At 63.6% G+C, this 21,873-nt stretch carries 24 protein-coding genes and 1 tRNA gene; 15 read left to right on the top strand and 10 right to left on the bottom strand.

Features of this window, described 5'->3' with window-relative positions; translation table 11 throughout:
* Positions 1 to 82 precede the first annotated feature (82 nt).
* Positions 83 to 490 (top strand): hypothetical protein, encoded by a 408-nt coding sequence (locus NKH04_RS05650; RefSeq protein ID WP_352677553.1) that lies wholly within the window; start codon positions 83 to 85, stop codon positions 488 to 490.
* A 201-nt stretch (positions 491 to 691) separates the two neighbouring features.
* Here NKH04_RS05650 and NKH04_RS05645 read toward each other — a convergent pair.
* A tRNA-Ser gene (locus NKH04_RS05645) sits at positions 692 to 781 on the bottom strand.
* A gap of 431 nt (positions 782 to 1,212) precedes the next feature.
* On the opposite strand from NKH04_RS05645, the gene NKH04_RS05640 reads away from it, so the two are divergent.
* The 3 genes from NKH04_RS05640 to NKH04_RS05630 all read left to right on the top strand — a co-directional run bounded on the left by NKH04_RS05640 (position 1,213) and on the right by NKH04_RS05630 (position 3,470).
* Complete coding sequence (locus NKH04_RS05640; protein ID WP_352469464.1) at positions 1,213 to 1,536, top strand: hypothetical protein; 324 nt, start codon at positions 1,213 to 1,215, stop codon at positions 1,534 to 1,536.
* 66 nt (positions 1,537 to 1,602) lie between these two features.
* Entirely contained in the window at positions 1,603 to 2,265 is a 663-nt protein-coding gene (msrA, locus tag NKH04_RS05635) for a peptide-methionine (S)-S-oxide reductase MsrA (RefSeq protein ID WP_352918295.1), read from the top strand.
* 215 nt (positions 2,266 to 2,480) lie between these two features.
* On the top strand, positions 2,481 to 3,470 hold the full coding sequence (locus NKH04_RS05630) for a BMP family lipoprotein (protein WP_352918293.1): 990 nt from the start codon (positions 2,481 to 2,483) through the stop codon (positions 3,468 to 3,470).
* Between the two features lie 84 nt (positions 3,471 to 3,554).
* Here the strand turns inward: NKH04_RS05630 and NKH04_RS05625 are convergent, their stop codons facing one another.
* Complete coding sequence (locus NKH04_RS05625) at positions 3,555 to 3,764, bottom strand: SlyX family protein (protein WP_031211352.1); 210 nt, start codon at positions 3,762 to 3,764, stop codon at positions 3,555 to 3,557.
* A gap of 180 nt (positions 3,765 to 3,944) precedes the next feature.
* On the opposite strand from NKH04_RS05625, the gene NKH04_RS05620 reads away from it, so the two are divergent.
* The 6 genes from NKH04_RS05620 to deoA are packed head-to-tail and all read left to right on the top strand — an operon-like array spanning position 3,945 to position 10,119.
* Positions 3,945 to 5,477, top strand: coding sequence for an ABC transporter ATP-binding protein (locus NKH04_RS05620; protein WP_352682437.1), 1,533 nt, complete (start codon positions 3,945 to 3,947; stop codon positions 5,475 to 5,477).
* Positions 5,474 to 6,613 carry an ABC transporter permease gene (locus NKH04_RS05615; protein WP_352539396.1) on the top strand — a complete coding sequence of 380 codons (1,140 nt, stop codon included), beginning with the start codon at positions 5,474 to 5,476 and terminating at the stop codon, positions 6,611 to 6,613. The genes NKH04_RS05620 and NKH04_RS05615 overlap by 4 nt, the downstream gene beginning before the upstream one ends.
* A 1-nt stretch (position 6,614) precedes the next feature.
* Positions 6,615 to 7,586, top strand: a complete 972-nt coding sequence (locus NKH04_RS05610) for an ABC transporter permease (protein WP_352469471.1) — start codon at positions 6,615 to 6,617, stop codon at positions 7,584 to 7,586.
* Between the two features lie 6 nt (positions 7,587 to 7,592).
* Positions 7,593 to 7,985 (top strand): cytidine deaminase, encoded by a 393-nt coding sequence (gene cdd, locus NKH04_RS05605; RefSeq protein ID WP_352488680.1) that lies wholly within the window; start codon positions 7,593 to 7,595, stop codon positions 7,983 to 7,985.
* On the top strand, positions 7,982 to 8,800 hold the full coding sequence (locus NKH04_RS05600) for a purine-nucleoside phosphorylase (protein WP_352539395.1): 819 nt from the start codon (positions 7,982 to 7,984) through the stop codon (positions 8,798 to 8,800). The genes cdd and NKH04_RS05600 overlap by 4 nt, the downstream gene beginning before the upstream one ends.
* Positions 8,800 to 10,119 (top strand): thymidine phosphorylase, encoded by a 1,320-nt coding sequence (gene deoA, locus NKH04_RS05595; protein ID WP_352918290.1) that lies wholly within the window; start codon positions 8,800 to 8,802, stop codon positions 10,117 to 10,119. The genes NKH04_RS05600 and deoA overlap by 1 nt, the downstream gene beginning before the upstream one ends.
* Before the next feature lie 110 nt (positions 10,120 to 10,229).
* On the opposite strand, the gene NKH04_RS05590 is transcribed toward deoA, so the two are convergent.
* From NKH04_RS05590 to NKH04_RS05580, 3 genes are all read right to left on the bottom strand, one after another.
* Positions 10,230 to 10,790, bottom strand: a complete 561-nt coding sequence (locus tag NKH04_RS05590) for a TIGR02281 family clan AA aspartic protease (RefSeq protein ID WP_352767076.1) — start codon at positions 10,788 to 10,790, stop codon at positions 10,230 to 10,232.
* Positions 10,791 to 10,890: 100 nt separating this feature from the next.
* Positions 10,891 to 11,520 carry a uracil phosphoribosyltransferase gene (gene upp / locus NKH04_RS05585; RefSeq protein ID WP_023675320.1) on the bottom strand — a complete coding sequence of 210 codons (630 nt, stop codon included), beginning with the start codon at positions 11,518 to 11,520 and terminating at the stop codon, positions 10,891 to 10,893.
* Between the two features lie 128 nt (positions 11,521 to 11,648).
* Positions 11,649 to 12,623: an adenosine deaminase gene (locus tag NKH04_RS05580; protein WP_352918288.1), complete on the bottom strand. Its 975-nt coding sequence runs from the start codon at positions 12,621 to 12,623 to the stop codon at positions 11,649 to 11,651.
* A 167-nt stretch (positions 12,624 to 12,790) separates the two neighbouring features.
* Between NKH04_RS05580 and ubiE the strand changes: the two genes are divergently transcribed.
* The 3 genes from ubiE to coaBC all read left to right on the top strand — a co-directional run bounded on the left by ubiE (position 12,791) and on the right by coaBC (position 16,729).
* Positions 12,791 to 13,567 carry a bifunctional demethylmenaquinone methyltransferase/2-methoxy-6-polyprenyl-1,4-benzoquinol methylase UbiE gene (gene ubiE, locus NKH04_RS05575; RefSeq protein ID WP_352469477.1) on the top strand — a complete coding sequence of 259 codons (777 nt, stop codon included), beginning with the start codon at positions 12,791 to 12,793 and terminating at the stop codon, positions 13,565 to 13,567.
* Positions 13,568 to 13,631: 64 nt separating this feature from the next.
* Positions 13,632 to 15,206: a 2-polyprenylphenol 6-hydroxylase gene (gene ubiB / locus NKH04_RS05570; RefSeq protein ID WP_352918286.1), complete on the top strand. Its 1,575-nt coding sequence runs from the start codon at positions 13,632 to 13,634 to the stop codon at positions 15,204 to 15,206.
* Between the two features lie 65 nt (positions 15,207 to 15,271).
* Positions 15,272 to 16,729 (top strand): bifunctional phosphopantothenoylcysteine decarboxylase/phosphopantothenate--cysteine ligase CoaBC, encoded by a 1,458-nt coding sequence (gene coaBC / locus NKH04_RS05565; RefSeq protein WP_352767729.1) that lies wholly within the window; start codon positions 15,272 to 15,274, stop codon positions 16,727 to 16,729.
* On the opposite strand, the gene NKH04_RS05560 is transcribed toward coaBC, so the two are convergent.
* From NKH04_RS05560 to rpsU, 4 genes are all read right to left on the bottom strand, one after another.
* On the bottom strand, positions 16,726 to 18,183 hold the full coding sequence (locus NKH04_RS05560) for an MFS transporter (protein ID WP_352918284.1): 1,458 nt from the start codon (positions 18,181 to 18,183) through the stop codon (positions 16,726 to 16,728). The two genes, coaBC and NKH04_RS05560, sit on opposite strands and share 4 nt — an antisense overlap.
* Positions 18,184 to 18,593: 410 nt before the next feature.
* Positions 18,594 to 19,067, bottom strand: a complete 474-nt coding sequence (locus NKH04_RS05555) for a DUF992 domain-containing protein (RefSeq protein ID WP_352918282.1) — start codon at positions 19,065 to 19,067, stop codon at positions 18,594 to 18,596.
* A 136-nt stretch (positions 19,068 to 19,203) separates the two neighbouring features.
* Positions 19,204 to 20,049 (bottom strand): tetratricopeptide repeat protein, encoded by an 846-nt coding sequence (locus tag NKH04_RS05550; RefSeq protein WP_352469482.1) that lies wholly within the window; start codon positions 20,047 to 20,049, stop codon positions 19,204 to 19,206.
* A gap of 161 nt (positions 20,050 to 20,210) precedes the next feature.
* Positions 20,211 to 20,483: a 30S ribosomal protein S21 gene (gene rpsU, locus NKH04_RS05545; RefSeq protein WP_023675331.1), complete on the bottom strand. Its 273-nt coding sequence runs from the start codon at positions 20,481 to 20,483 to the stop codon at positions 20,211 to 20,213.
* 207 nt (positions 20,484 to 20,690) lie between these two features.
* Between rpsU and NKH04_RS05540 the strand changes: the two genes are divergently transcribed.
* On the top strand, positions 20,691 to 20,978 hold the full coding sequence (locus tag NKH04_RS05540) for a type II toxin-antitoxin system RelE/ParE family toxin (RefSeq protein WP_352448269.1): 288 nt from the start codon (positions 20,691 to 20,693) through the stop codon (positions 20,976 to 20,978).
* A gap of 1 nt (position 20,979) precedes the next feature.
* Complete coding sequence (locus NKH04_RS05535; protein WP_352448268.1) at positions 20,980 to 21,270, top strand: addiction module antidote protein; 291 nt, start codon at positions 20,980 to 20,982, stop codon at positions 21,268 to 21,270.
* 134 nt (positions 21,271 to 21,404) lie between these two features.
* Here the strand turns inward: NKH04_RS05535 and NKH04_RS05530 are convergent, their stop codons facing one another.
* Positions 21,405 to 21,791, bottom strand: a complete 387-nt coding sequence (locus tag NKH04_RS05530; RefSeq protein WP_352454023.1) for an SET domain-containing protein — start codon at positions 21,789 to 21,791, stop codon at positions 21,405 to 21,407.
* Positions 21,792 to 21,873: the final 82 nt, after the last annotated feature.

The raw sequence follows: 21,873 nt of genomic DNA, 5'->3' as shown, positions 1-21,873 counted from the left end.
AAATGCAGGTCTGACGGTCCCCTTGGCAAGGTCGCCGGAACCACAGCATGATGCGGCGGCAAAACGGGTTTGGGAGAATGACATGCCTAAGGTTTCGGAGCTCTTTTTCAAGACAGCCATCGTCTTTCTTATTCTGGGAATTGCAGCTGGCCTGCAGATGGCAATTTCAGGCGATCACGGCGCGTTTCCGGCTCACGCGCACATCAACCTGCTGGGATGGGTCACCAGTGCAATATTCGGCGGCTACTATGCCCTGAACCCGGCGAAGGCCGCCCGCAGGAGCGCGATGATCCACTACGGCGTCTACAATCTCGGCCTGGTCGTGATGCTGCCGGCGCTTTACCTGATGCTGCAGGGAAATCCGGCGCTCGAGCCGATTGTCGCCACTGGCTCAATGATTGTCGCTGCCGCCGTGCTGATCTTTGCCTTCGTGGTTTTCTCCGCCGAAACAGAGCGCTCAGTCTCGGAAATACAAGCGGTCCCGCGCTAGACGGGGCGGCGACAGTGCCGTGTCGACTAAGCCCGTGCTTCTGGTGAAGCGCGGGCCGATCGGTTGTGGGCTGATCTGAGGTAAGAGTGCGGCGAAGATGAAAGCCGCTCGCGCCCCCCTCTGCCTGCCTCAAGATACTGCATCGCAGCGGCAGTCGCCGTCCAGTGTCCCTTCAGACTCGGCGAGCCGGTGAGATTTAACTGGCGGAGAGAGCGGGATTCGAACCCGCGTTACGGTTTCCCGTAAACACACTTTCCAGGCGTGCGCCTTCAACCACTCGGCCACCTCTCCGTCTCTTTAGCATTTTCGACGCGGCCGGTTTCGCCGCGCCGGTTGGGGAGATGCATCTCCTTTGGGATTCCGGTGCCGGAATTCCGGCCGTGGGCGCCGTCAACCAGCGGATACCCTTTCCCCGCGCCTGAGCCGTCAAAGCAACAGACGCGGGGCTCATCTAGTCGATCCGGTGCCGAATGCCAAGACATAACAGCAGCCTATTCGCTTTGCCGGATACGGATGCTCAGCCCATGTCGCCGGGGCACCCGTTGGGAGCCTATCGAAAGGAGCGGCCGAGGTGTGCTTGCCGTCCCCGGCGCGCCACCGGTCCCGGCGAACCCGGCTGCCGCAGGTTCAACTTCGCGTGTCGCGATTGCGGATAAAGCACGCAGATCCTATTTAACAGTCCACACGACATTCTGATAAACTCCTGGGGAGGAAGGGTCCGGATGTTCCGCTTTATCTTCCGTCTTGCCGCAATGATCGCGCTTTCGGTTTCGGTCATCATGGCCGTGCTCGATGCGACCCGCTCGGTGGCGGCTTCGGCGCTGGTGATGACTCCGCTCAACACCAGCTGGCTCGCGGTTTCGCCGGATACGCGCAGCGCCTTCGAAAGCTTCGTCCGCGACAAGGTCAACCCGCTGCTGTGGGACGGTGCCATCGCCTGGGTGCTCAGCCAGCCCGGCTTTGCCGTGTTCGCGGTGCTGGCGTTCATTCTTTATGCCATCGGTTACAGGCGGCAGCGCCCCAGCGGGCGGTTCGCCGCAACCTGACATTTCCAGCCTGACCCGGTGATCCCGTACCAGGAAGGCTCAACCAAGAAGAAAAGGAAGCCACACATGTTTCTTAGCGACATGCTGAACAAGAAGCTCAACCTGCCGAAACCCTCCGAGGCGTTGCCCGGCCGCGACCGGCCGATCCCGACGGCATCGAAGCACTTTGTCTCGAACAGGCCGCTCAAGGGTCCTTATCCCGAAGGGATGGAAATGGCGACGTTCGGGCTGGGCTGCTTCTGGGGCGCCGAGCGCCTGTTCTGGCAAGTCGAGGGCGTATGGGTCACGGCGGCCGGCTATGCCGGCGGCGTCACGCCCAACCCGACCTATCAGGAAACCTGCACGGGCCTGACAGGCCATGCCGAAGTCGTGCTCGTCATCTACGATCCCAAGATCGTGTCCTATGCCGAGCTCTTGAAGCTGTTCTGGGAAAGCCACGACCCGACGCAAGGCATGCGCCAGGGCAATGATGTCGGCACCACCTACCGTTCGGCGATCTATACGTTCAACGACGCGCAGTACCAGGCGGCGCTCGCCTCGCGCGATGCCTACGAGGCTTCGCTGCGCGGTGCCGGACGCGGCAAGATCACCACCGAGATCGCGCCGGCGCCGGAATTCTACTTCGCCGAGGAAGACCACCAGCAATATCTGGCGAAGAACCCTTACGGCTATTGCGGCCTGCAGGGAACCGGCGTCACCTGCGCCATTCCGGCCGCCGTCTCCGCCTGATTTTATGCCCCCGACGCAAGGAATATGCTGTGGCGCCGCGATGCGGCGCCATGCTTTTCCAAAGGGTCAAAATTCCACGTGAATTTTGTTTCGGGCCGTGCCAGATTGACCCGAAGCGGGAGGAAGACACTCCTGCCCGACACCGTATGCCTGCCGGAGAACCGGGCCGGCATGCGGTGCATAATGGACAAATAACCGACAGGGGTGTGGATCACATGAAACGTATCGTTCTCGGCCTCATGGCCGCAGCTGCAATGGTTCTTCCGGCCTTCGCCGCGGACATTCAACCCGCGATCCTCTATGATCTCGGCGGCAAGTTTGACAAGTCGTTCAACGAGGCGTCCTTCCACGGCGCTGAAAAGTTCAAGACCGAGACCGGCATCCCCTATGTGGAATTCGAGGTCAGCAACGCCACCCAGCGCGAGCAGGCGCTGCGCCGTTTCGCCGAGGACGGCCGCAACCCGATCGTCATGGCGGGCTTCTCGTGGGCTGACGCGCTTGACAAGATCGCCACCGAGTTCCCCGAGACCAAATTCGCCATCATCGACATGGTCGTCGACAAGCCCAATGTCCGCTCCCTGGTCTATAAGGAGCAGGAAGGCTCGTACCTCGTCGGCGTGATGGCGGCGATGGCTTCCAAGACCAAGAAGGTCGGCTTCGTCGGCGGCATGGATATTCCGCTGATCCGCAGGTTCGGCTGCGGCTATGTCGGCGGCGCCAAGGCGGCCGGGGCCACCGACGTCATCCAGAACATGACCGGCGATACGCCGGCAGCCTGGAACGATCCGGCCAAGGGCGGCGAGATCGCCAAGACGCAGATCGACCAGGGCGCCGACGTAATCTACGCAGCGGCAGGCGGCACCGGTGTCGGTGTGCTGCAGGCAGCGGCCGACGCCGGCAAGCTCGGCATCGGCGTTGATTCCAACCAGAACGGCCTGCAGCCCGGCAAGGTGCTGACCTCGATGGTCAAGCGCGTCGACGTTGCCGTCTACAACACCTTCATGGATGCCAAGAACGACAAGTTCACGGCGGGCGTCAACGATCTCGGCCTCAAGGAAGGCGGGGTCGACTACGCCATGGACGACAACAACAAGGCGCTTGTCGACGATGCGATGAAGGCGGCGGTCGAAAAAGCCAAGGCCGACATCATAGCCGGCACCATCAAGGTGCACGACTACATGTCGGACAATGCCTGCCCGTATTGATCGATTGCTGTTATTGATCGACTGGCACTGCTGAAGTGACGAGCCGCCGGGTGAAAGCCCGGCGGTTTTGTCTTGTCGGCCCGCTCACCAGTGCGGCGGCTTGGTCACCGGCACGTCGGGCGCGGCCTGTTCCTCCAGCGCCAGGAAGCGCTCGGCCAGCGCGTCGAGCTTGCGCTGCATGCGCTCGATCACCTTCCACTGCTCGGCGATCTGGCCGGACAGTTCCTCGATGGTCTTCTCCTGCTCGGCGGCGCGGATTTCCAGCGTCGTCAGCCGGTCCTCGGGCATGGTCATTTGAAATCCTCGATCAGGCGATTGTGCAGGCTGCGGCCACGTTGGAAATTGACAAGCATGGCGGGATTTGTCGAGAGTGAACCTGCTCCGGCCAATTGCTACGGACCCAATTGGCACAGACTGGGCGTCATGCTAGGCGTTTGACCAAGCGGTAAAAAAATAACAGTGGGAACAGGCTGCATGGCGCAAGCCGCAATCGAGCTGATCGGCATCGACAAGAGCTTTGGCGCCGTGCGCGCCAACCGCGACATCAATCTGGAGATTATGCGCGGCACCATCCATGGCATCGTCGGCGAAAACGGCGCCGGCAAGTCGACGCTGATGTCGATCCTCTATGGTTTCTACCAAGCCGATTCCGGCGAGATCCGTGTCGGCGGCCAGCCGGCATCGATCAAGACACCGAATGATGCGATCGCGCTCGGCATCGGCATGGTGCATCAGCATTTCATGCTGGTCGACAATTTCTCGGTGCTGGAAAACGTCATTCTCGGCGCCGAAAGCGATGCGCTGCTGAAGAAGAGCATTGCCAAGGCGCGTTCCGAGCTGGAGCGGCTCGAGCGCGAATACGGGCTCGAAGTCGATCCCGACGCCATCATCGAGGAGTTGCCGGTCGGCCTGCAGCAACGCGTCGAAATCCTCAAGGCGCTCTATCGCGGCGCCGAGATCCTGATCCTCGATGAGCCGACAGGCGTGCTGACGCCGGCCGAGGCCGACCACCTGTTCCGCATCCTCAGGCAGCTGAAGGAGCAGGGCAAGACGATCGTGCTGATCACCCATAAGCTGCGCGAGATCATGGCGATCACCGACACGGTGTCGGTGATGCGCCAGGGCACGATGGTGGCGACACGCGAAACCAGGAAGACCACGGTCGAGGAGCTGGCCGAGCTGATGGTCGGCCGGCGCGTGCTGCTGCGCGTCGAAAAGGGCGAGGCGAAGGCCGGCGGCGTCAAGCTTGCGGTCAAGAACCTGACGGTCAAGGATTCCCGCGGCGTCACCATGGTCGACGACGTCTCCTTCGACGTCCATGCCGGCGAGATCGTCGGCATTGCCGGCGTCGCCGGCAACGGGCAGTCCGAATTGCTCGAGGCGATTTCCGGCATCAGGCATGCCGTTTCGGGCTCGGTCATGCTCGACGGCAAGCCGATCGACCTCACCGGCGCCGCCGACCCTGGCGAGCTGCGCGAGCGCGGCCTCGCCCATGTGCCGGAGGACCGCCATCATGTCGGGCTCGTGCTGGCCTTCGAGGAAAACGAGAATTCGATCCTCGGCTACCAGGACGACGCGCGCTATCTGAAGGGGCCGTTCCTTGACATCGACGCCATCCGTAACGATGCCCGGGACAAGATCGTCAAATATGACATCCGCCCGGCGGACTGCCGCCTCAAGACCGCCAATTTCTCCGGCGGCAACCAGCAGAAGATCGTGCTGGCGCGGGAAATGGAACAAGATCCCGGCGTGTTGATCGTCGGCCAGCCGACACGCGGCGTCGATGTCGGCGCCATCGAATTCATCCACAAGCGCCTCATCGCCATGCGCGACCAGGGCAAGGCGGTGCTGGTGGTTTCGGTCGAGCTCGACGAGATCCGCTCGCTGTCCGACCGCATCCTGGTGATGTTTGCCGGCCGCATCGTCGGCGAACGCGGCCCCGACGCGACCGAGGGCGAGCTCGGCCTGCTGATGGCCGGCGTCGAGCACCGGGAGGCCGCCGAGTGAGCACCCCCTATGCCAAGCTGCCGGCCTGGGCCGATTACGTGCTGATCCCGCTGATCAATCTGTTCGTCGCATTCGTCGTCGCCGGCTTCGTCGTCATATTGGTCGGCGAGAACCCGCTGCGTGCAGCCGTCATCCTGGTCGAGGGTGCCTTCGGCCGCGGCCAAGGCATCGCGTTCACGCTTTTCTATGCCACCACCTTCATCTTCAGTGGGCTTTCGGTGGCGGTTGCGGCGCATTGCGGCCTGTTCAACATCGGCGGCGAGGGCCAGGGCTATATCGCCGGTCTCGGCATCGGCATTGTTTGCCTGGCCTTCGACAGCGTGCTGCCCTGGTGGCTGACCTTCCCGATCGCCATTATCGCCGCCGCGGCGATGGGCGGGCTGTGGGCGCTGATCCCGGCCTATCTGCAGGCCAAGCGCGGCTCGCACATCGTCATCACCACCATCATGTTCAATTTCATCGCCGCCAGCGTCATGGTCTATGCGCTGGTGGGGATGCTGAAGCCGCCCGGCTCGATGGCGCCGCAGACGCGCACCTTCCTCGAAGGCGCGCAATTGCCGAAGCTCAACTGGGTCATCGAATTGTTCGGCGCCAAAATCCGTTCGGCGCCATTCAACGTCAGTTCCCTGCTGGCGCTAGCCATGGCCTTTCTGGTGTGGGTGCTGATCTGGCGCACGAAGCTCGGCTACGAGATGCGCACCTATGGCCACAGCCCGAAAGCGGCGCGTTATGCCGGCATTTCGGAGATCCGCATCATCATCATTGCGATGATGATCTCGGGCGCGCTGGCCGGCATGATGGCGCTCAACCCGACGATGGGCGACCAGCACAATGTCGCGCTCGAATTCGTTTCGGGCGCCGGTTTCGTCGGCATCGCGGTGGCACTGATGGGACGCCTGCACCCGGTCGGCATCGTGCTGGCGGCGATCCTGTTCGGCATGCTCTACCAGGGCGGCGCCGAGCTCGCCTTCGAGATGCCGGTGATCAGCCGCGACATGATCGTCATCATCCAGGGCCTCGTGATCCTGTTCGCCGGCGCGCTCGAGCATATGTTCCGGCCCTACGTCCAGGCGTTGTTCGCCTCGCTCAGCCCGAAATCGGTCGGCATGGAAGCGGTCAAGGGGAAGGGCGCCTGAGATGGATTTCTTCAACGCCATCGTACAGGTCCTGGACTCGACCATCCGCCTGTCTGTGCCCTTGCTGCTCGCCTGTCTCGCCGGCCTCTATTCGGAGCGGGCCGGCGTCTTCGACATCGGGCTCGAGGGCAAGATGCTTGTCGGCGCCTTCGCCGGTGCGGCCGCCGCCTCGGTCTTCCACTCGGCCTATCTCGGCCTCGGCATGGCCATCCTCATCTCGGTTGCCTTCGCGCTGATCCACGGCTTTGCCTCGATCACCCATCGCGGCAACCAGATCGTTTCCGGCGTCGCGATCAATTTCATTGCCGCCGGATCGACGATCATGCTCGGCCAGGCCTGGTTCCAGCAAGGCGGGCGCACGCCGGCGCTGGCCGCCGGCGAGCGCTTCGAGGCAATCATCTGGCCGGGCGCAGAGGCGCTCAGGAGCGTTCCGATTCTCGGGCCGATCTATTCGGAACTCATCTCCGGCCATTCCGTGCTGGTCTATCTCGCCTTCCTGGCCGTGCCGTTCACCTGGTGGGTGCTGTTTCGCACCCGCTTCGGCTTGCGCCTGCGCGCCGTCGGCGAGAACCCGGCCGCGGTCGACACCGCCGGCATATCAGTCGCCTGGCTGCGCTATCGGGCGCTGATCTGCACCGGCGTGCTCACCGGCATTGCCGGAGCCTATCTGTCGATGGTGCAGAATGGCGGCTTCGTGAAGGACATGACCGCCGGCAAGGGCTATATCGCGCTGGCCGCGCTGATCTTCGCCAAATGGAAACCGGTCAACGCCATGTTCGCCTGCCTGCTGTTCGGCTTCCTCGACGCCGCGTCGATCCGCCTGCAAGGCACGCCGCTGCCGCTGATCGGCAAGGTGCCGGTGCAATTCATGCAGGCGCTGCCCTATGTGCTGACCGTCATCCTGCTTGCCGGCTTCATCGGCAAGGCAATCCCGCCGCGCGCCGGCGGCGTGCCTTATGTCAAGGAACGCTGATCTATTATGGCTCATGATCTGTTCGAAGCGGCGAAAGCCGCCATGGCCAAGGCCTATGCGCCCTATTCGAAATTTCCGGTCGGCGCGGCGTTGCGCACCGAGGACGGCCGTGTCTTCACCGGCGCCAATGTCGAGATCGCGTCCTATCCGGAGGGCTGGTGCGCCGAAACCACCGCACTTGCCAACTACATCATGGGCGGCGGCGGCAAAATCACGGAAATCGCCGTGATCGCCGAACGCGTGGCAAAATGCTCGCCCTGCGGCGGCTGCCGGCAGCGGCTGGCGGAATTCTGCCGGCCGGAGACGAAGTTCTATCTCTGCGATGATAGCGGCGTGGTCGAGACCGTGACCATGGGCGAGTTGCTGCCATACGGGTTTGAAGGCGATGTGCTGAAATGAAGGAAGCGCTCGATCACCTCGTCGAAAGGCTGGACGGGCTGGCGCCGACTACCGCCTTGGTGCTGGGGTCAGGGCTTGGCGGGCTTGTCGACCAAGTCGAGGATGCGGTGCGAATCTCCTACGCCGACTTGCCGGGGTTTCCCCGAAGCGGAGTCAGCGGCCATGCCGGCGAGGTGGTGGCGGGGCTCTTTGCCGGCACGCCGGTGCTGATGCTGTCCGGCCGGGCGCATTATTACGAGCACGGCAACGCGGCGGCGATGCGGCCGGCACTCGAGGTGCTCGCCGGCCTCGGCATCTCCAGGCTGATCCTCACCAACGCCGCCGGTTCGGTCGATCCCGGGATGGGCCCGGGCTCGGTGATGCTGATCACCGATCACATCAATTTCTCGGGCTCCAACCCGCTGATCGGCGAACCGAGCGACCGCCGTTTCGTCGGCCTGACCGAAGCCTATGACGCCGGTCTCCGCTCCGCCATCGAGCAGGCGGCGAAGGCCACCGGTACCAAGCTGCACAAGGGCGTCTATATGTGGTTCTCCGGCCCATGCTTCGAGACGCCCGCCGAGATCCGCATGGCGCGCGTCATGGGCGCCAACGCCGTCGGCATGTCGACGGTGCCGGAGGTCATTCTCGCCCGCTTCCTCGGGCTGCGCGTCGCCGCGTGTTCGGTCGTGACCAACCTTGCCGCCGGCATGACCGGAGCCGAGCTGTCGCACCAGGAGACCAAGGACATGGCACCGGTCGGCGGCGCGCGGCTGGCGACCATTCTGCAGCGTGTTTTTCAGGACGGGCTTCCGGAGCACAGGGTCGACGCCTGATGCTTCCCCAGGAAATCATCCGCCGCAAGCGCGACGGCCAGAAGCTCTCGGCTGAGGAGACAGCGTTCTTCATCGAGGGTCTGACCGCCGGCACAGTCACCGACGCGCAGGTCGGCGCCTTTGCCATGGCGGTGTTCTTCAACGGCATGAGCCGCGACGAGGCGGTGGCGCTGACTATGGCGATGCGCGATTCCGGCGATGTGCTCGACTGGTCGGATCTGCCCGGTCCGGTCACCGACAAGCATTCGACCGGCGGCGTCGGCGACAATGTCTCCTTGATGCTGGCGCCGATCGTCGCTGCCTGCGGCGCCTATGTGCCGATGATTTCCGGCAGGGGTCTGGGCCATACCGGCGGCACGCTGGACAAGATGGATGCCATCCCCGGCTATATCAGCCAGCCGGATGTTGCGCGCTTCCGCAAGACGGTGCTCGAAACCGGCTGCGCCATCATCGGCCAGACCGCCGATCTCGCACCCGCCGACGCCAGGCTCTACGCCATCCGCGATGTGACGGGAACGGTGGAATCGGTGCCGCTGATCACTGCTTCGATCCTGTCGAAGAAGCTGGCCGCCGGCCTCAATTCGCTGGTGCTTGACGTCAAGGTCGGCAACGGCGCCTTCATGGAGAAATCGCGCGACGCAACCGCACTGGCCAACAGCCTGGTCGACGTCGCCAATGGCGCCGGCCTTAAGGCCTCGGCGCTGGTCACCGGCATGAACGAGCCGCTGGCGTCCGCCGCCGGCAATGCGGTCGAGGTGCGCAACGCAGTCGATTTTCTCACCGGCCGCTTTCGCGACCGGCGGCTGGAGGACGTGACGCTGGCGCTGGCCGCCGAGATGCTGCAATCGGCAGGCCTGGTGTCGTCCAACCAGGACGGCCTGCGCCGCGCCGCCGAGACGCTGGCCGGCGGCCGCGCCGCTTCCATCTTCGCGCGCATGGTGGCGGCACTGGGCGGTCCCGTCGACTTTGTCGACAATCCGGAAAAATATCTGCCGAAAGCGGCAACGGAATTCGCGGTCAAGGCGAGCGCGAACGGCTTTGTCACCGGCATCGCGACCCGCGAGATCGGGCTTGCCGTGGTCGGGCTTGGCGGCGGGCGGACGCGGCCCGACGACAGGATCGATCACGCCGTCGGCATCACCAGGCTGTTGCCGGTCGGCGCTGAAGTGCGGGCCGGCGAAGCGCTGGCGCTGGTCCATGCCCGCAATGCCGGGGATGCCGAAGCGGCCGCGGCCGCCGTGCTTTCGGCCTATACCATCGGCACTTCCAAACCGGCCACGGAGAAAACCGTCATCCGGCGGATCCTGCCCCGCGGGTAGAGCCATTCCGACGGTATCGGATGGGTTCTATCTTTCTTTGGACCACGATCTTGTCCGAAGACTGGTCCCCAACTTTTCGCTGGCGCGGACCTGCGGTTCGGGATCACGTTCTACTGAACCAGCAGCAGCTTGCCGCCTTCGACCTGGTATTTTTCGAGCCGCTGCAGAAAGCTCATGCCGATCAGGTTGGTGTGCAGCGCCCTGTCATCGAGCACGACGGCCTCGACGCCCTCGACGGTGATCTTGCCGATCTGCAGGCGATCAATCGTCACCACGGCGGCCTTGATCGCACCATTGGCGGTGTTGACCTGATGGCTGAAGTCCGTCGAATTGAGCGAGATGCCGATCCTGCGCGCGGTCGAGGTGTTGATGGCGACGAGCGTCGCACCGGTGTCGATCATGCCGTCGACCTGGCGACCGTTCAACTTGAAGACCGACATGAAATGCCCGCGCGCGTCCGCGGTGACGACGACCTTGCGGCCGAGCGGCTGCGGCGTTGCCGGCCTGTCCGGGACGGCGGCGAGATTCAGGTTGGTTTGTGTGTCGGCCGGCCTGGCTCCGATGGCGGATTTCAACAGCCGCTCGATTACCTGTGAATTGGACTGATACACGATCGGCAGCGATGCCGACGTTCCGGCAAACACGCCAAGGATGAGGAGCTTGCGCAGCATGGACCGGCCTTTGTGGTTGCCGATCCTTAGTCCGACATGGTGATTGCCGCTTTAACGAGTGCGGAAACCAGCCGTTTGCGTAAACAATCGGTAAACGGATCTATTTGGTGCCGTACATGCGGTCGCCGGCATCGCCGAGACCCGGCATGATGTAGCCCTTTTCGTTGAGTTGGCGGTCGATGGAAGCGGTGAAGACCGGAACATCGGGATGCGCCTGGGTAAACCGCTCGAGGCCCTCTGGTGCCGCCAGCAGGCAGAGGAAGCGGATGTTGGTGGCACCGCGGCCTTTCAGCTTGTCGATCGCAGCGATCGCCGAATTGGCGGTCGCCAGCATCGGATCGACGACGATCACCAGCCGGTCGGCGAGGTCGCCTGGCGCCTTGAAGAAATACTCGACCGCTTCCAGCGTCTCATGGTCGCGATAGAGGCCGATATGGGCGACACGCGCCGCCGGCACCAGATCGAGCAGGCCTTCGAGCAAGCCGTTGCCGGCGCGCAGCACCGAGGCGAAGACCAGTTTCTTGCCCTCCAGCGTCGGCGCCTCCATCGTCTCGATCGGCGTCTCGATGGTCGTCGTCGTCAGTTCCAGGTTGCGGGTGACCTCGTAGCCGAGCAGCAGCGAGATCTCGCGCAGCAGCCGCCGGAAGCCGGCCGTCGAGGTTTCCTTCTTGCGCATGATGGTCAGCTTGTGCTGGACAAGCGGATGGTCGACGACGGTGACGCCCTTCATGGTGTTCTCCAACTGCGCAAGTGAATGGTGAATGGTGAATAGTGAATAGTGAACTGGTTTGCGAGTCCTTGGTTGCGCGGAAAAACTCGCGGCTGACGAACCGAAGCGCCGGGTGAACCATTCACCATTCACCTGCCCTTGGCGCCGAGCCTGCCCAGCAGCACCGCCCTGGTCTTCCTGTCGACGAAGGCTGCCTCGATGGCCGTCCTGGTGACGGCGGTGAGCGCCTTGTCGTCCATCGCAAAATGCTCGGCAGCGATGTCGTATTCGCGTTTCAGCGAGGTCCAGAAGTAGGGCGGGTCATCGGAGTTGAGCGTCACCTTGCAGCCCGCTGCCCGCAAGGCGGGGAAGGGATGGTCGGCGAAGCTGTCGAAGAGTTTCAGGGCGATGTTGGAGCCAGGGCAGCATTCGAGCACGACGCCTTCGTCGGCGATGCGCCGCACAAGCTCGGGGTTCTCGATGGCGCGCACGCCATGGCCGATGCGAGACGGGCGGATGTGGTCGAGTGCCGCCTCGACGCTCTCCCAGCCCATCAATTCGCCGGCATGGACGGTGATGCCGAGGCCGGCCTCGCGGGCGATCTCGAAGGCCCTGACATAATCTTCCAGGTCGCCTATCCGCTCGTCGCCGGCGACGCCGAAACCGGTCACCAGCGGATGCCCGCAGCGCGCGGCGAAACGCGCCGCCCGCTCGATCGATTCGACACCGAAATTGCGCACGCCGGTGACGATCATGCGGCCTTCGATGCCGGTCTTCGCCTTGGCGCGGGCCATGCCTTCGCCGAGCGCGTCGGTATAGGCCTTTGGCGACAGCCCGGCCTTGTTGGCATGGTCGGGCGAGGTGAAAACCTCGGAATAGATGGCGCCGTCGCGGGCGAGGCTGGTCAGGTAATGGTCGGCCAGCCGCGCATAGTCTTCTTCGGTGCGGAACAGGTCCGACGAGAAGTCGTAGGCGGCGAGGAAAGAGGTGAAGTCGTGCCAGACGAAGGAGCCGTCCTGGATGTAGGGCGAGGCATCCTTGCCGTATTTCTCAGCCTGGCGGAGGACGAGTTCAGGCGCCGCTGCCCCTTCGATGTGGCAGTGCAGTTCTGCTTTCAAAGGCATTCAATTATCCCGTCAGGCTTTTTCTTATGACGCAAGTTCCTGTCGAAAAACCGTGTGACACTTTTCCGGAACCTGCTTCGAAGCGCGGCCGAACACCGCGCCTTAAACAATAGCGCCCGCACCATCGATCGGCTATGGTCCCGCCGATTTTATGGCGGATCAAAACGATGTCGGTTGAAAGAACCACTGCTGCGGGCGGCATGGAAACCTCCTATGGTTTCAAGCGGGTAGGGCCAGGCGACAAGCAGTCCCTGGTCAATGATGTTTTCCACAAGGTGGCGAACCGCTACGACCTGATGAACGACCTGATGTCGGCCGGCTTGCATCGATTGTGGAAGGACGCCATGGTCGCCTGGCTCAATCCACCGAAGCGGCCGGGCTGGAGCGTTCTCGACGTTGCCGGCGGCACCGGCGATGTCGCCTTCCGCATCGTCGAGGCGAGCGGCAGGCACGCTCATGCAACGGTTCTCGATATCAACGGCTCGATGCTCGCCGTCGGCCGCGATCGGGCCGAGAAAAAAGGCCTGTCGGCAAATACCGATTTCGTCGAAGCCAACGCCGAGGAACTGCCTTTTGCCGACGCTACTTTCGACGCCTACACCATCGCTTTCGGCATCCGCAACGTGCCGCGCATCGATGTGGCGCTTGCCGAAGCCTATCGCGTGCTGAAGCCTGGCGGGCGCTTTCTCTGCCTTGAATTCTCCGAGGTCGAGATGCCGCTGCTCGACAAGGTCTATGAAGCATGGTCGTTCAACGCCATTCCGCGGATCGGCAAGGTGGTGACCGGCGATGACGAGCCCTATTCCTATCTGGTCGAATCGATCCGCAAGTTTCCCAATCAGCAGAATTTCGCGGCGATGATTTCGCGCGCAGGCTTCGAGCGCGCCTCATTCCGCAATTATTCCGGCGGCATCGCCGCGCTTCATTCGGGCTGGAAGCTTTGAGGCTGGCCCGCATTTTCCGACGTGCCTTGCGCCAGTTCAGGAAACCGGCAGGGCAAAGCCAGCCATGAGCAGCATCGGCGCTGGTTTCAGGCTCGTGCGGGCCGGCTGGGTGCTTGTGCGCGAGGGTGTCATCGCGGCTTTGCCCGGTGACGAGCTCTTCGGCTTGCCGAAATTCGGCTGGCGCATGGCCCGGCTGTTCACCCGCCGTCGGGCGCTTGCCTATGAGCGCGGCGACAGGCTGGCCAAGGCGGTCGTGCGGCTCGGCCCGTCCTACGTCAAGCTCGGCCAGTTCCTGGCGACACGGCCGGATGTCGTCGGCAACGATATCGCGCTTGATCTTGCCATGCTGCAGGACAAGATGCAGACGTTTCCCAAGGCCGAGGCTGTCGCCGCGATAGAGGCCTCGCTCGGACGCAGGGTCGACGAGCTCTATGTCAGTTTTGGCGAGGCCGTCGCCGCCGCCTCGATCGCCCAGGTCCATACCGCCGAAACGCTGCAGGACGGCGTCGTTAGGCGAGTGGCGGTGAAGGTCATCCGGCCGGGCGTGCGCCACCGCTTCTTTCGCGATCTCGAAAGCTATTTCCTCGCCGCCCGGCTGCAGGAAAAGTACATCCCGTCGTCGCGCCGGCTGCGGCCGGTCGAGGTGACGGAGACGCTGGCCCAGACTACCAAGATCGAAATGGATTTGAGGCTGGAGGCAGCGGCTTTTTCGGAGCTCGGCGAGAATACCAAGGACGATCCCGGCTTCCGTGTGCCGTCGGTCGACTGGGAGCGCACCGGTCGTGACGTGCTGACCATGGAGTGGGTCGACGGCATCAAGATGAACGATATTGCCGGCCTGACCGCCGCCGGCCACGACCTGAAGGCGATTGCCGCCAACCTCGTCCAGTCGTTTCTGCGCCATACGCTGCGTGACGGTTTCTTCCACGCCGACATGCACCCGGGCAACCTGTTTATAGAAGCCAATGGCACTATCGTCGCCGTCGATCTCGGCATTGCCGGCCGGCTCGGCAAAAAGGAGCGCCGCTTCCTCGCCGAAATTCTCTACGGCTTCATCACGCGCGATTACCAGCGCGTCGCCGAGGTGCATTTCGAGGCTGGCTATGTGCCGCGCCAGCACAATGTCGCGGCCTTCGCCCAGGCGATCCGGGCGATCGGCGAACCGATCCACGGCCAGCCTGCCGAGACCATCTCGATGGCCAAGCTGCTGACGCTGCTGTTCGAAGTGACCGACCTCTTCGACATGGCGACGCGGTCCGAGCTGGTGCTGCTGCAGAAGACCATGGTCGTCGTCGAAGGCGTCGCCCGCACGCTCGACCCGGCCTTCAACATGTGGAAGACGTCGGAGCCGGTGGTGAGCGGCTGGATTGCCCGCAACCTCGGCCCGCGCGCCCTGCTGGCCGATGCGCGCGACGGTGCCAACGCGCTGCTGGCGCTGGCCCGCCAGGCACCGGACCTCGCCGCCCGCACCGAGCGGCTGTCGCGTGAGATCGACCTGATGGCCGAACACGGCCTGCGTTTCGACGAAAGGACCGCACGCGCGATCGGCAAGGCCGAGGCGCGCTACACCCGCTCCGGCCGGCTGGCGCTGTGGGTGATCGCATTGACGCTCGTGTATATCGCCTGGCGTATTTTCTAGCGCTTGTTGCAAAGTGATTGCATTGCTATCATTGCACTCAGCAATTCCGGGCAAGGTGCAATCAGATGGCCAGCATCACGATCCGCAACCTTGATGACGAGGTCAAGGACCTGCTGCGCCGACTGGCGGCGGAGAATGGCCGGTCGATGGAAGACCAGGCGCGGGTGATGATCCGCGCAGCGGTCGAAGGTCAGTTCGGTTCGGCCGGTCGCATCGACCAGATCGAGAAAACACTGCGCGAACTGACGAGTTCGCAGAGTCCAGCAGCGCCGGTGGTCGCCGTCTCCAGCCCGCGAGGCATCCTCTCCGGCAAGCGCATCCTGCTGATCATCGGCGGCGGCATCGCCGCCTACAAGGCGCTCGACCTGATCCGCCGGCTGCGCGAGCGCGGCGCGGCAGTGCGGGTGGTGATGACCGCGGCGGCGCAGGAGTTCGTCACTACGCTGTCGGCCGGGGCGCTGTCGGCCGACCATGTTTTCACCGAATTGTTCGACCGGCAGGACGAGCACGACATCGGCCATATCAGGCTGTCGCGCGAGGCCGACCTTTTGGTCGTGGCGCCGGCCACCGCCGACCTGATGGCAAAGCTCGCCAATGGCCATGCCAACGACCTTGCCTCGACCGTGCTCATCGCCACCGACAAGCGAGTTTTGATGGCGCCGGCGATGAACCCGAAAATGTGGGCGCATCCGGCGGCCCGCCGCAACCGCGCGACGCTGAGCAAGGACGGCGTCGCATTCGTCGGCCCGGCGAAGGGCGAGATGGCCGAAAGCAACGAGGTGGGCGAGGGCCGCATGGCCGAGCCGCTGGAGATCGTCGCCGCGATCGAGGCGCTGCTCGACAGCCGGCCAAAGCCGCTGGCGGGCAGGAAGATCATTGTCACCTCCGGGCCGACGCATGAACCGATCGACCCGGTCCGCTACATCGCCAACCGGTCGTCGGGCAAGCAGGGCCACGCCATTGCGGCGGCGCTGGCCAGGCTCGGTGCCGACGTGCGTCTCGTCTCCGGCCCGGTCGGCATTGCCGATCCGGCCGGCGTCGCCACGCTGCACGTCGAAACGGCCGTCGAGATGAAGGACGCCGTCGAGCAGCTGCTGCCGGCCGACGCGGCAGTGTTCGTCGCGGCTGTCGCCGACTGGCGCACTCAAAGTTCGGCCGGGGAAAAGATCAAGAAGGTGGCGGGCGAGGGGCCACCGGCGCTGCAGATGGTGGAAAATCCCGATATTCTCGCCGGTGTCGGGCATCACAAAAAGCGGCCGATGCTGGTGGTCGGTTTCGCCGCCGAGACGCAGGACCTGGTCAGGAATGCCCAGGCCAAGCTTGCAAAAAAGGGCGCCGATCTTATCGTTGCCAATGATGTCTCGCATGAAGATGGTTCCCCGGGCGTGATGGGCGGCGACCGCAACAAGGTGCGGATCGTCTCGAAGGCCGGCGTCGAGGAATGGCCGGAGATGAGCAAGGACGAGGTGGCGACGCGGCTCGCGGCGCTGATCGCCGACCGGATGAAGACGGTCGTTGTCTAGTCAATCTCCCCCACGGAGATTGACAGCTTCGCCGGCTTCGTGTCGGTCGCCCCCGAAATCCGCAAGGCGGCAAGGCATCCCAGGATTCCGAGCGGGATAAACGCCAGGAACAGCCAGGCGGCGACACTTGCCGCGGCCTCACGGTTCAGGCCTTCGGAAAAGCCGCTGGCGTTGGCGACGATGCCGGTCAGTGCCGCACCCACGGCATAACCGATGCGCTGCATGGTCGGCACAGCGGCCGAGGCGATCGTCTGCTCGCCTTCCTTGGCCGATGCCACGATGACACGCGTGACGAACGGCCAGGCGATGCCGAAACCGCCGCCTTGCAGCAAGGCACAAAGCAGGATCAACGGGATAGAGCCGGCCGGCACCGTATAGGCGAAACCGGCGACGCCCGTGGCGATCATCAGCGCCCCGCCGACGATGATCAGCCGCTCGCGTTCCGGCGGCGCATTGGCGACGAGGATCGACAGGATCGACCAGGCGATCGATTCGGCGGCGATGATGTAGCCGGTGGTCAGGATCGGAATGCCGTGCAGGCTGGTCAGAAGCAGCGGACCGTAGACGGTAAAGGAGCAGGTCGCCACCGAGAACGCGGCGACCATGGTCATGCCCGCGCCAACCGGCGAGCGCCATGAGAACAGCCGCGACGGGAACAGGCGCGAGCGCGGCTTCAGTGCGTCGATGTAGATAAACAGCGCCAGGCCGACCAGGCCGAGGGTGAGCAGCAGCGACGAGCGCAGCAGGGCGATGTCGACGCCGGCGGTGGCAATCAGCACGACGCTGACGGCGAGGCAGCCAAGTGCCGCAAAGGGAAAGGGCGGCGCCGAGCCGCCCGTCGCCTGCGGCCTTGTTGCTTCCGGTGTGTCGAGCACGATGAAGCTTGCCAGCGCCATGGCCGTGCCTCCGAGGGTAAAGACGCCGAAGGCCCAGCGCCAGGACGAGAATTCGGTCATGACCGCGCCGAGCACGGGGCCGCTGAAGGCGGCGACGCCCCAGATCGCCGACATGACGCCGAAAAGCTGCGGCCAGATCGCGCGGGCAAACAGCCGCTCGACCGAGACGAAGGCGAGCGACACCAGCGCGCCGCCACCGAGCCCTTCGATCAGGCGGCCGCAGAGGAACAGCGGCATCGAAGGCGCGGTGGCGCAGACCAGCGCGCCGGCGGCATAGAGCATTGCGGCGACCATCATGTTGGTGCGCAGCGCGACATAGCTCACCAGCCGTCCGGCGGCCGCACCGGCAACGATGGCGCCGAGCTCGTAGATCGCCAGCGACCAGCCGACCAGTTGCACGCCGGCGAGTTCGCCGACCATGGCCGGCATGACCGTTGCCACCATGGTTTCGTTGGTGGCGTGCAGCAGGATGCCGAGGCTGATGAAGCAGAAGCGCGCCAGGTCGCCGCTCGCCCACAGCGCGCGCCAGTCGACCCTGTTTGTGCTTGTCTTGGTCATCCGGTCCCCCAGGCTTTCTCAGACGCTGGTCTGAAGTATTGGAGCGTTCTTCACGTCCAAATGAGTACATGCCGCAGTATGGGAGGACTTCTAGAACCTCAACCGTAGTTGAGATCAAGCGGTCTTGATCGCCGTTGACGTGGCGGATTTCAAAATTGTGCGATGGGGGACGATCACGAGGCGTTGAGATTCTGGTCAGACCGAAGACAAGCAATATTGGATCGCCGCAATCTTCGGTCACGGTAACGGCATGAACACAGTTGCCATGCCGTGATCTTCGAGCGCCCCAACTTTGAACATCAGGGCGGCCCGTCCTCTGCGGAGTGGGCCTGCCGGAATCTATGAGCCTTCGGCAGCTATTCGCAGGCCGACACCTACGCTCCCCGCCGCTCGGGAGCCATGCTGCGCCGTTATTTGAACGAGTGGATCAGGTCGAGCGAGGTGACGGCGACCGCCAGGTTGACGCCGGTCTGTGCCTGGACACTGAGCGGCTGCAGCGAAAAGGCGCTGTCGAGGCCGCCGACCAGGAGATTGGCGCCGCCACCGGTGACCACGCTGGCCTCGGCGTTCACGCCATAGTAGCTGCCGGCAAGGTCGCCTTCATCGTGGTTGCGGGTCGCCGCCAGAACCGCCCATACCAGCTGGCCCTGATGCGTCCGGCCGACATCGACGCCGAGCTTGGAAATCACACCGGTATAGACTTCAGAGGGGCCGCCACGATGCGGACGAAAGATACAGGAAACACCCTTGTTGGAAGTGACGAGATAGGCCGTGCCGCCGTCGATGGTGCAGTCGAGCACGCCGAGCTGGAGTTTGCTGGCGCTGGCGGGAGCGGCAACGACGGTCGTGGCGAGAGCAGCGGCACAAGCGAGTTTCTTGATCATGGCAGGGTCCTTTCGAAATTGCCTTGTACAAACGGCTGAGCACGCCGAGCGTTCCGCCGAAAACTTGGCGCCAGCAAGGCGAAGCTAAACGCAGGGTTGTCGGAGTGCGGAAACGGAGGCCCGATTAACCGGCCGCTCAGCCGGCACTGGTGCGGGCCAGGCCGTCCTTGGCCGGCTGGTAGGTCGGATTGAGGTGCACGGCCTCGCGGTAGGATTTCGCGGCCCTGACCTTGTCGCCGCGCCGCTCGTAGATCAACGCCTGGTTGGACCAGGCCTCAGCATTCTTGCCGTCGAGCTTGATCGCCATGTTGAAGTCGGCGAAGGCATTGTCCTCGTCGTTCATGGCAAGGTAGGAGAGGCCGCGCCCGTTGTAAGGCTCGGAGGCGTCCGGCGCCAACGAAATGGCGGTCGAGAAATCCTCGATGGCAAAGGCGTGCTGGCCCTGACTCTGGTAGATCAGGCCGCGATTGTGATAGGCGCGCGCATCGGTCGTGTCGAGCTGGATGGCTTTCTGGAAATCGTTGAAGGCTTCCTGGACCCGGCCCGCCCTGCGGTAGAGATTGCCGCGGCCGATATAGGCGGCGTCATAGTTGGAATTGATCTGGATCGAGCGATTGTAGTCGGCGAGCGCGCTCGCCTGATCGCCGAGGAAGCGCTGGATGAGCGCACGGTTCGAATAGGCCTGGTAAAAATTCGGATTGAGCTGGATGGCGGTGTTGAAGTCCTTCAGCGCCGCCTGGTACTGGCCGCCGCGGCCATAGGCCGAGCCGCGCACATTGTAGGCTTCCGGATCCTGGGGGTTGCGCTGGATCACCGCCGACAGCGAGGAGATGTTCTCGCTCGAGCCTTGCGCCTTGTCGATGTTGTTGAACTCGCCGGTCGGAACACTCTGGCAGCTGGCAAGCGCCATCCCGGAAAGCAGGGCTGCCGTCAGGGCGAGGCCGCGCCACGCGGTTCTGCGCTCTACGGTGATTGCGTCCATGTCTGCCCTGTCCTTACTGCGCCGTCTGGTCCGTTCCCCCTCCGAACCGGCATCTCTCCCAACCGGTCCTCTCGGACCGGGTCGAACTCACAACAAAAAGGTGGCGGCGATTCCGCATCGCGCCACCTTGGATATCCTTGGAAAAGGACGAAAAATTGACGTCAGAACCGCGGCGGACGCGGAGCACCGGCACCGGCAGCACCGGCCGCGACCGGACGCGGCGTCATCGGCAGCAGGCCTTCGCGCTGGGCGCGCTTGCGGGCCAGCTTGCGGGCACGGCGCACGGCTTCCGCCTTTTCACGGGCGCGCTTCTCGGAGGGCTTTTCGTAATGTCCGCGCATCTTCATTTCGCGGAAGATGCCTTCGCGCTGCATCTTTTTCTTGAGCGCGCGAAGCGCCTGATCAACATTGTTGTCGCGGACGAGTACCTGCACGTGCAATCCTGTCTTTCGGGTTTGAAATCAACAGGCAAGCGGCCATAGCCGCAAGCCTCCGCGGCGCGTTACACCACGAATTGGGGCGGCTGATAGCAGAATCAAGGGGCTCTGTCCACAGCCGATTGAGAGGCGGTGCCGTCCGGGCGGGCACGACAGTCCCACATGGCGGCTTGATTTTTTCAATCTGTGAACTATAGTTCACGAGTGACCATCGTTGAGCAAACCGCCGAGTTCCGGGACTGGCTCAAGGGTCTAAACGATATGCGGGCGGCCGAGCGGATTGCGATCCGCGTGGCACGTATCCAGTCCGGACTGATGGGAGACGTGAAGTTCTTCGATGGCATCGGCGAGCTTCGGATAGACTACGGTCCCGGTTACCGACTGTACTTCGTCAAGCGCGGCAGCGCGCTCGTTATCCTGCTCTGCGGCGGCGACAAGTCCTCGCAGAAGCGCGATATCAGGAAGGCCATTGAAATGGCCAAGGAGATCTGAAATGCCCCACGAGACCTTGCCTTTTGATCCTGCCGAACATCTCGGCCGCGCGGAGGCCCAGGCCGAACTTCTTGCCGACGCCTTTGCCACGGGCGATACCGGCTATATCGCGAATGCTCTCGGCATAGTTGCCCGCGCGCGTGGCATGTCCAAGGTGGCGAAAGATGCCGGCGTCACCCGGGAGGCCCTGTACAAGGCACTGAGCCCCGATGGCGACCCGCGCCTCTCGACATTGCTTGGCGTGGTGAAGGCCTTAGGGGTGAAACTCACCGCCGAAAAGACCGAAGCTTGAGGCCGCCGAATCCCGAAACGAAAAACCCGCCTCAGAGACGGGTCCTTGGTGTGAATCAGCATCATACCGATATTAGTAGCATAGCTGCCGGCACAAAGCAAGAACAAAATTCGCCTTGGGCCAGATAGGCGCCGCTACGCCGTGGCCAGGTGGAGCTGCTCGAAACCCTCGAAGAACTCGCCGTAGTCGCAGGTTATTTCCTCGCCGGCGGCGATGTCGCGGGTCGCGGTGGCCCCGCCATATTGCGAAAAGTCGGTGTTCGGCTTGTCGGCGTGGTTCATGAAGCGGCCATTGTCGACCTCATAGACCATGAAGCCCGGCCGGTCCGGACTGGGATAGGCATATCTGTCGAGCAATTCCTTGAGGTGCGGCGGCGCCGTCTCGTATCTTTCCATCGGGATCAGCCGGTCGAAGTCCGGATCGAGCCGCCAGATCTGCGCCCCTTTCCGGATCGGCTCGGCGGCGAACACGCCGACGCCTTCGATTGCGCTTGCAGCGATATAGGTCCTGATCAGCAGCATGTTTCCAACCCGTTTTCGAGGAGAAGACGGAATCGTCAAATCGCCGGGAAAAGCAAGACCGGTTTTCCGGCATTGCGGCTGG

Source organism: Mesorhizobium sp. M1365 (assembly GCF_040317865.1).
Taxonomy (GTDB): domain Bacteria; phylum Pseudomonadota; class Alphaproteobacteria; order Rhizobiales; family Rhizobiaceae; genus Mesorhizobium.
Note: the sequence above shows the minus strand (reverse complement) of the source record. Positions and strands in the feature narration are given on the sequence as shown.

Bases quoted from the DNA above. Each gene is read 5' to 3' on its own strand.
- NKH04_RS05580 (WP_352918288.1), bottom strand. From the start codon at position 12,623: ATGCCTTTGAAAGCAGAACTGCACTGCCACATCGAAGGGGCAGCGGCG.
- NKH04_RS05535 (WP_352448268.1), top strand. From the start codon at position 20,980: ATGCCCCACGAGACCTTGCCTTTTGATCCTGCCGAACATCTCGGCCGC.
- NKH04_RS05600 (WP_352539395.1), top strand. From the start codon at position 7,982: ATGAAGGAAGCGCTCGATCACCTCGTCGAAAGGCTGGACGGGCTGGCG.
- upp (WP_023675320.1), bottom strand. From the start codon at position 11,520: ATGAAGGGCGTCACCGTCGTCGACCATCCGCTTGTCCAGCACAAGCTG.
- ubiB (WP_352918286.1), top strand. From the start codon at position 13,632: ATGAGCAGCATCGGCGCTGGTTTCAGGCTCGTGCGGGCCGGCTGGGTG.
- NKH04_RS05555 (WP_352918282.1), bottom strand. From the start codon at position 19,067: ATGATCAAGAAACTCGCTTGTGCCGCTGCTCTCGCCACGACCGTCGTT.
- ubiE (WP_352469477.1), top strand. From the start codon at position 12,791: ATGTCGGTTGAAAGAACCACTGCTGCGGGCGGCATGGAAACCTCCTAT.
- msrA (WP_352918295.1), top strand. From the start codon at position 1,603: ATGTTTCTTAGCGACATGCTGAACAAGAAGCTCAACCTGCCGAAACCC.
- cdd (WP_352488680.1), top strand. From the start codon at position 7,593: ATGGCTCATGATCTGTTCGAAGCGGCGAAAGCCGCCATGGCCAAGGCC.
- NKH04_RS05530 (WP_352454023.1), bottom strand. From the start codon at position 21,791: ATGCTGCTGATCAGGACCTATATCGCTGCAAGCGCAATCGAAGGCGTC.
- NKH04_RS05610 (WP_352469471.1), top strand. From the start codon at position 6,615: ATGGATTTCTTCAACGCCATCGTACAGGTCCTGGACTCGACCATCCGC.
- NKH04_RS05590 (WP_352767076.1), bottom strand. From the start codon at position 10,790: ATGCTGCGCAAGCTCCTCATCCTTGGCGTGTTTGCCGGAACGTCGGCA.
- coaBC (WP_352767729.1), top strand. From the start codon at position 15,272: ATGGCCAGCATCACGATCCGCAACCTTGATGACGAGGTCAAGGACCTG.
- NKH04_RS05560 (WP_352918284.1), bottom strand. From the start codon at position 18,183: ATGACCAAGACAAGCACAAACAGGGTCGACTGGCGCGCGCTGTGGGCG.
- NKH04_RS05630 (WP_352918293.1), top strand. From the start codon at position 2,481: ATGAAACGTATCGTTCTCGGCCTCATGGCCGCAGCTGCAATGGTTCTT.
- NKH04_RS05550 (WP_352469482.1), bottom strand. From the start codon at position 20,049: ATGGACGCAATCACCGTAGAGCGCAGAACCGCGTGGCGCGGCCTCGCC.
- NKH04_RS05620 (WP_352682437.1), top strand. From the start codon at position 3,945: ATGGCGCAAGCCGCAATCGAGCTGATCGGCATCGACAAGAGCTTTGGC.
- NKH04_RS05650 (WP_352677553.1), top strand. From the start codon at position 83: ATGCCTAAGGTTTCGGAGCTCTTTTTCAAGACAGCCATCGTCTTTCTT.
- NKH04_RS05640 (WP_352469464.1), top strand. From the start codon at position 1,213: ATGTTCCGCTTTATCTTCCGTCTTGCCGCAATGATCGCGCTTTCGGTT.
- deoA (WP_352918290.1), top strand. From the start codon at position 8,800: ATGCTTCCCCAGGAAATCATCCGCCGCAAGCGCGACGGCCAGAAGCTC.
- NKH04_RS05625 (WP_031211352.1), bottom strand. From the start codon at position 3,764: ATGACCATGCCCGAGGACCGGCTGACGACGCTGGAAATCCGCGCCGCC.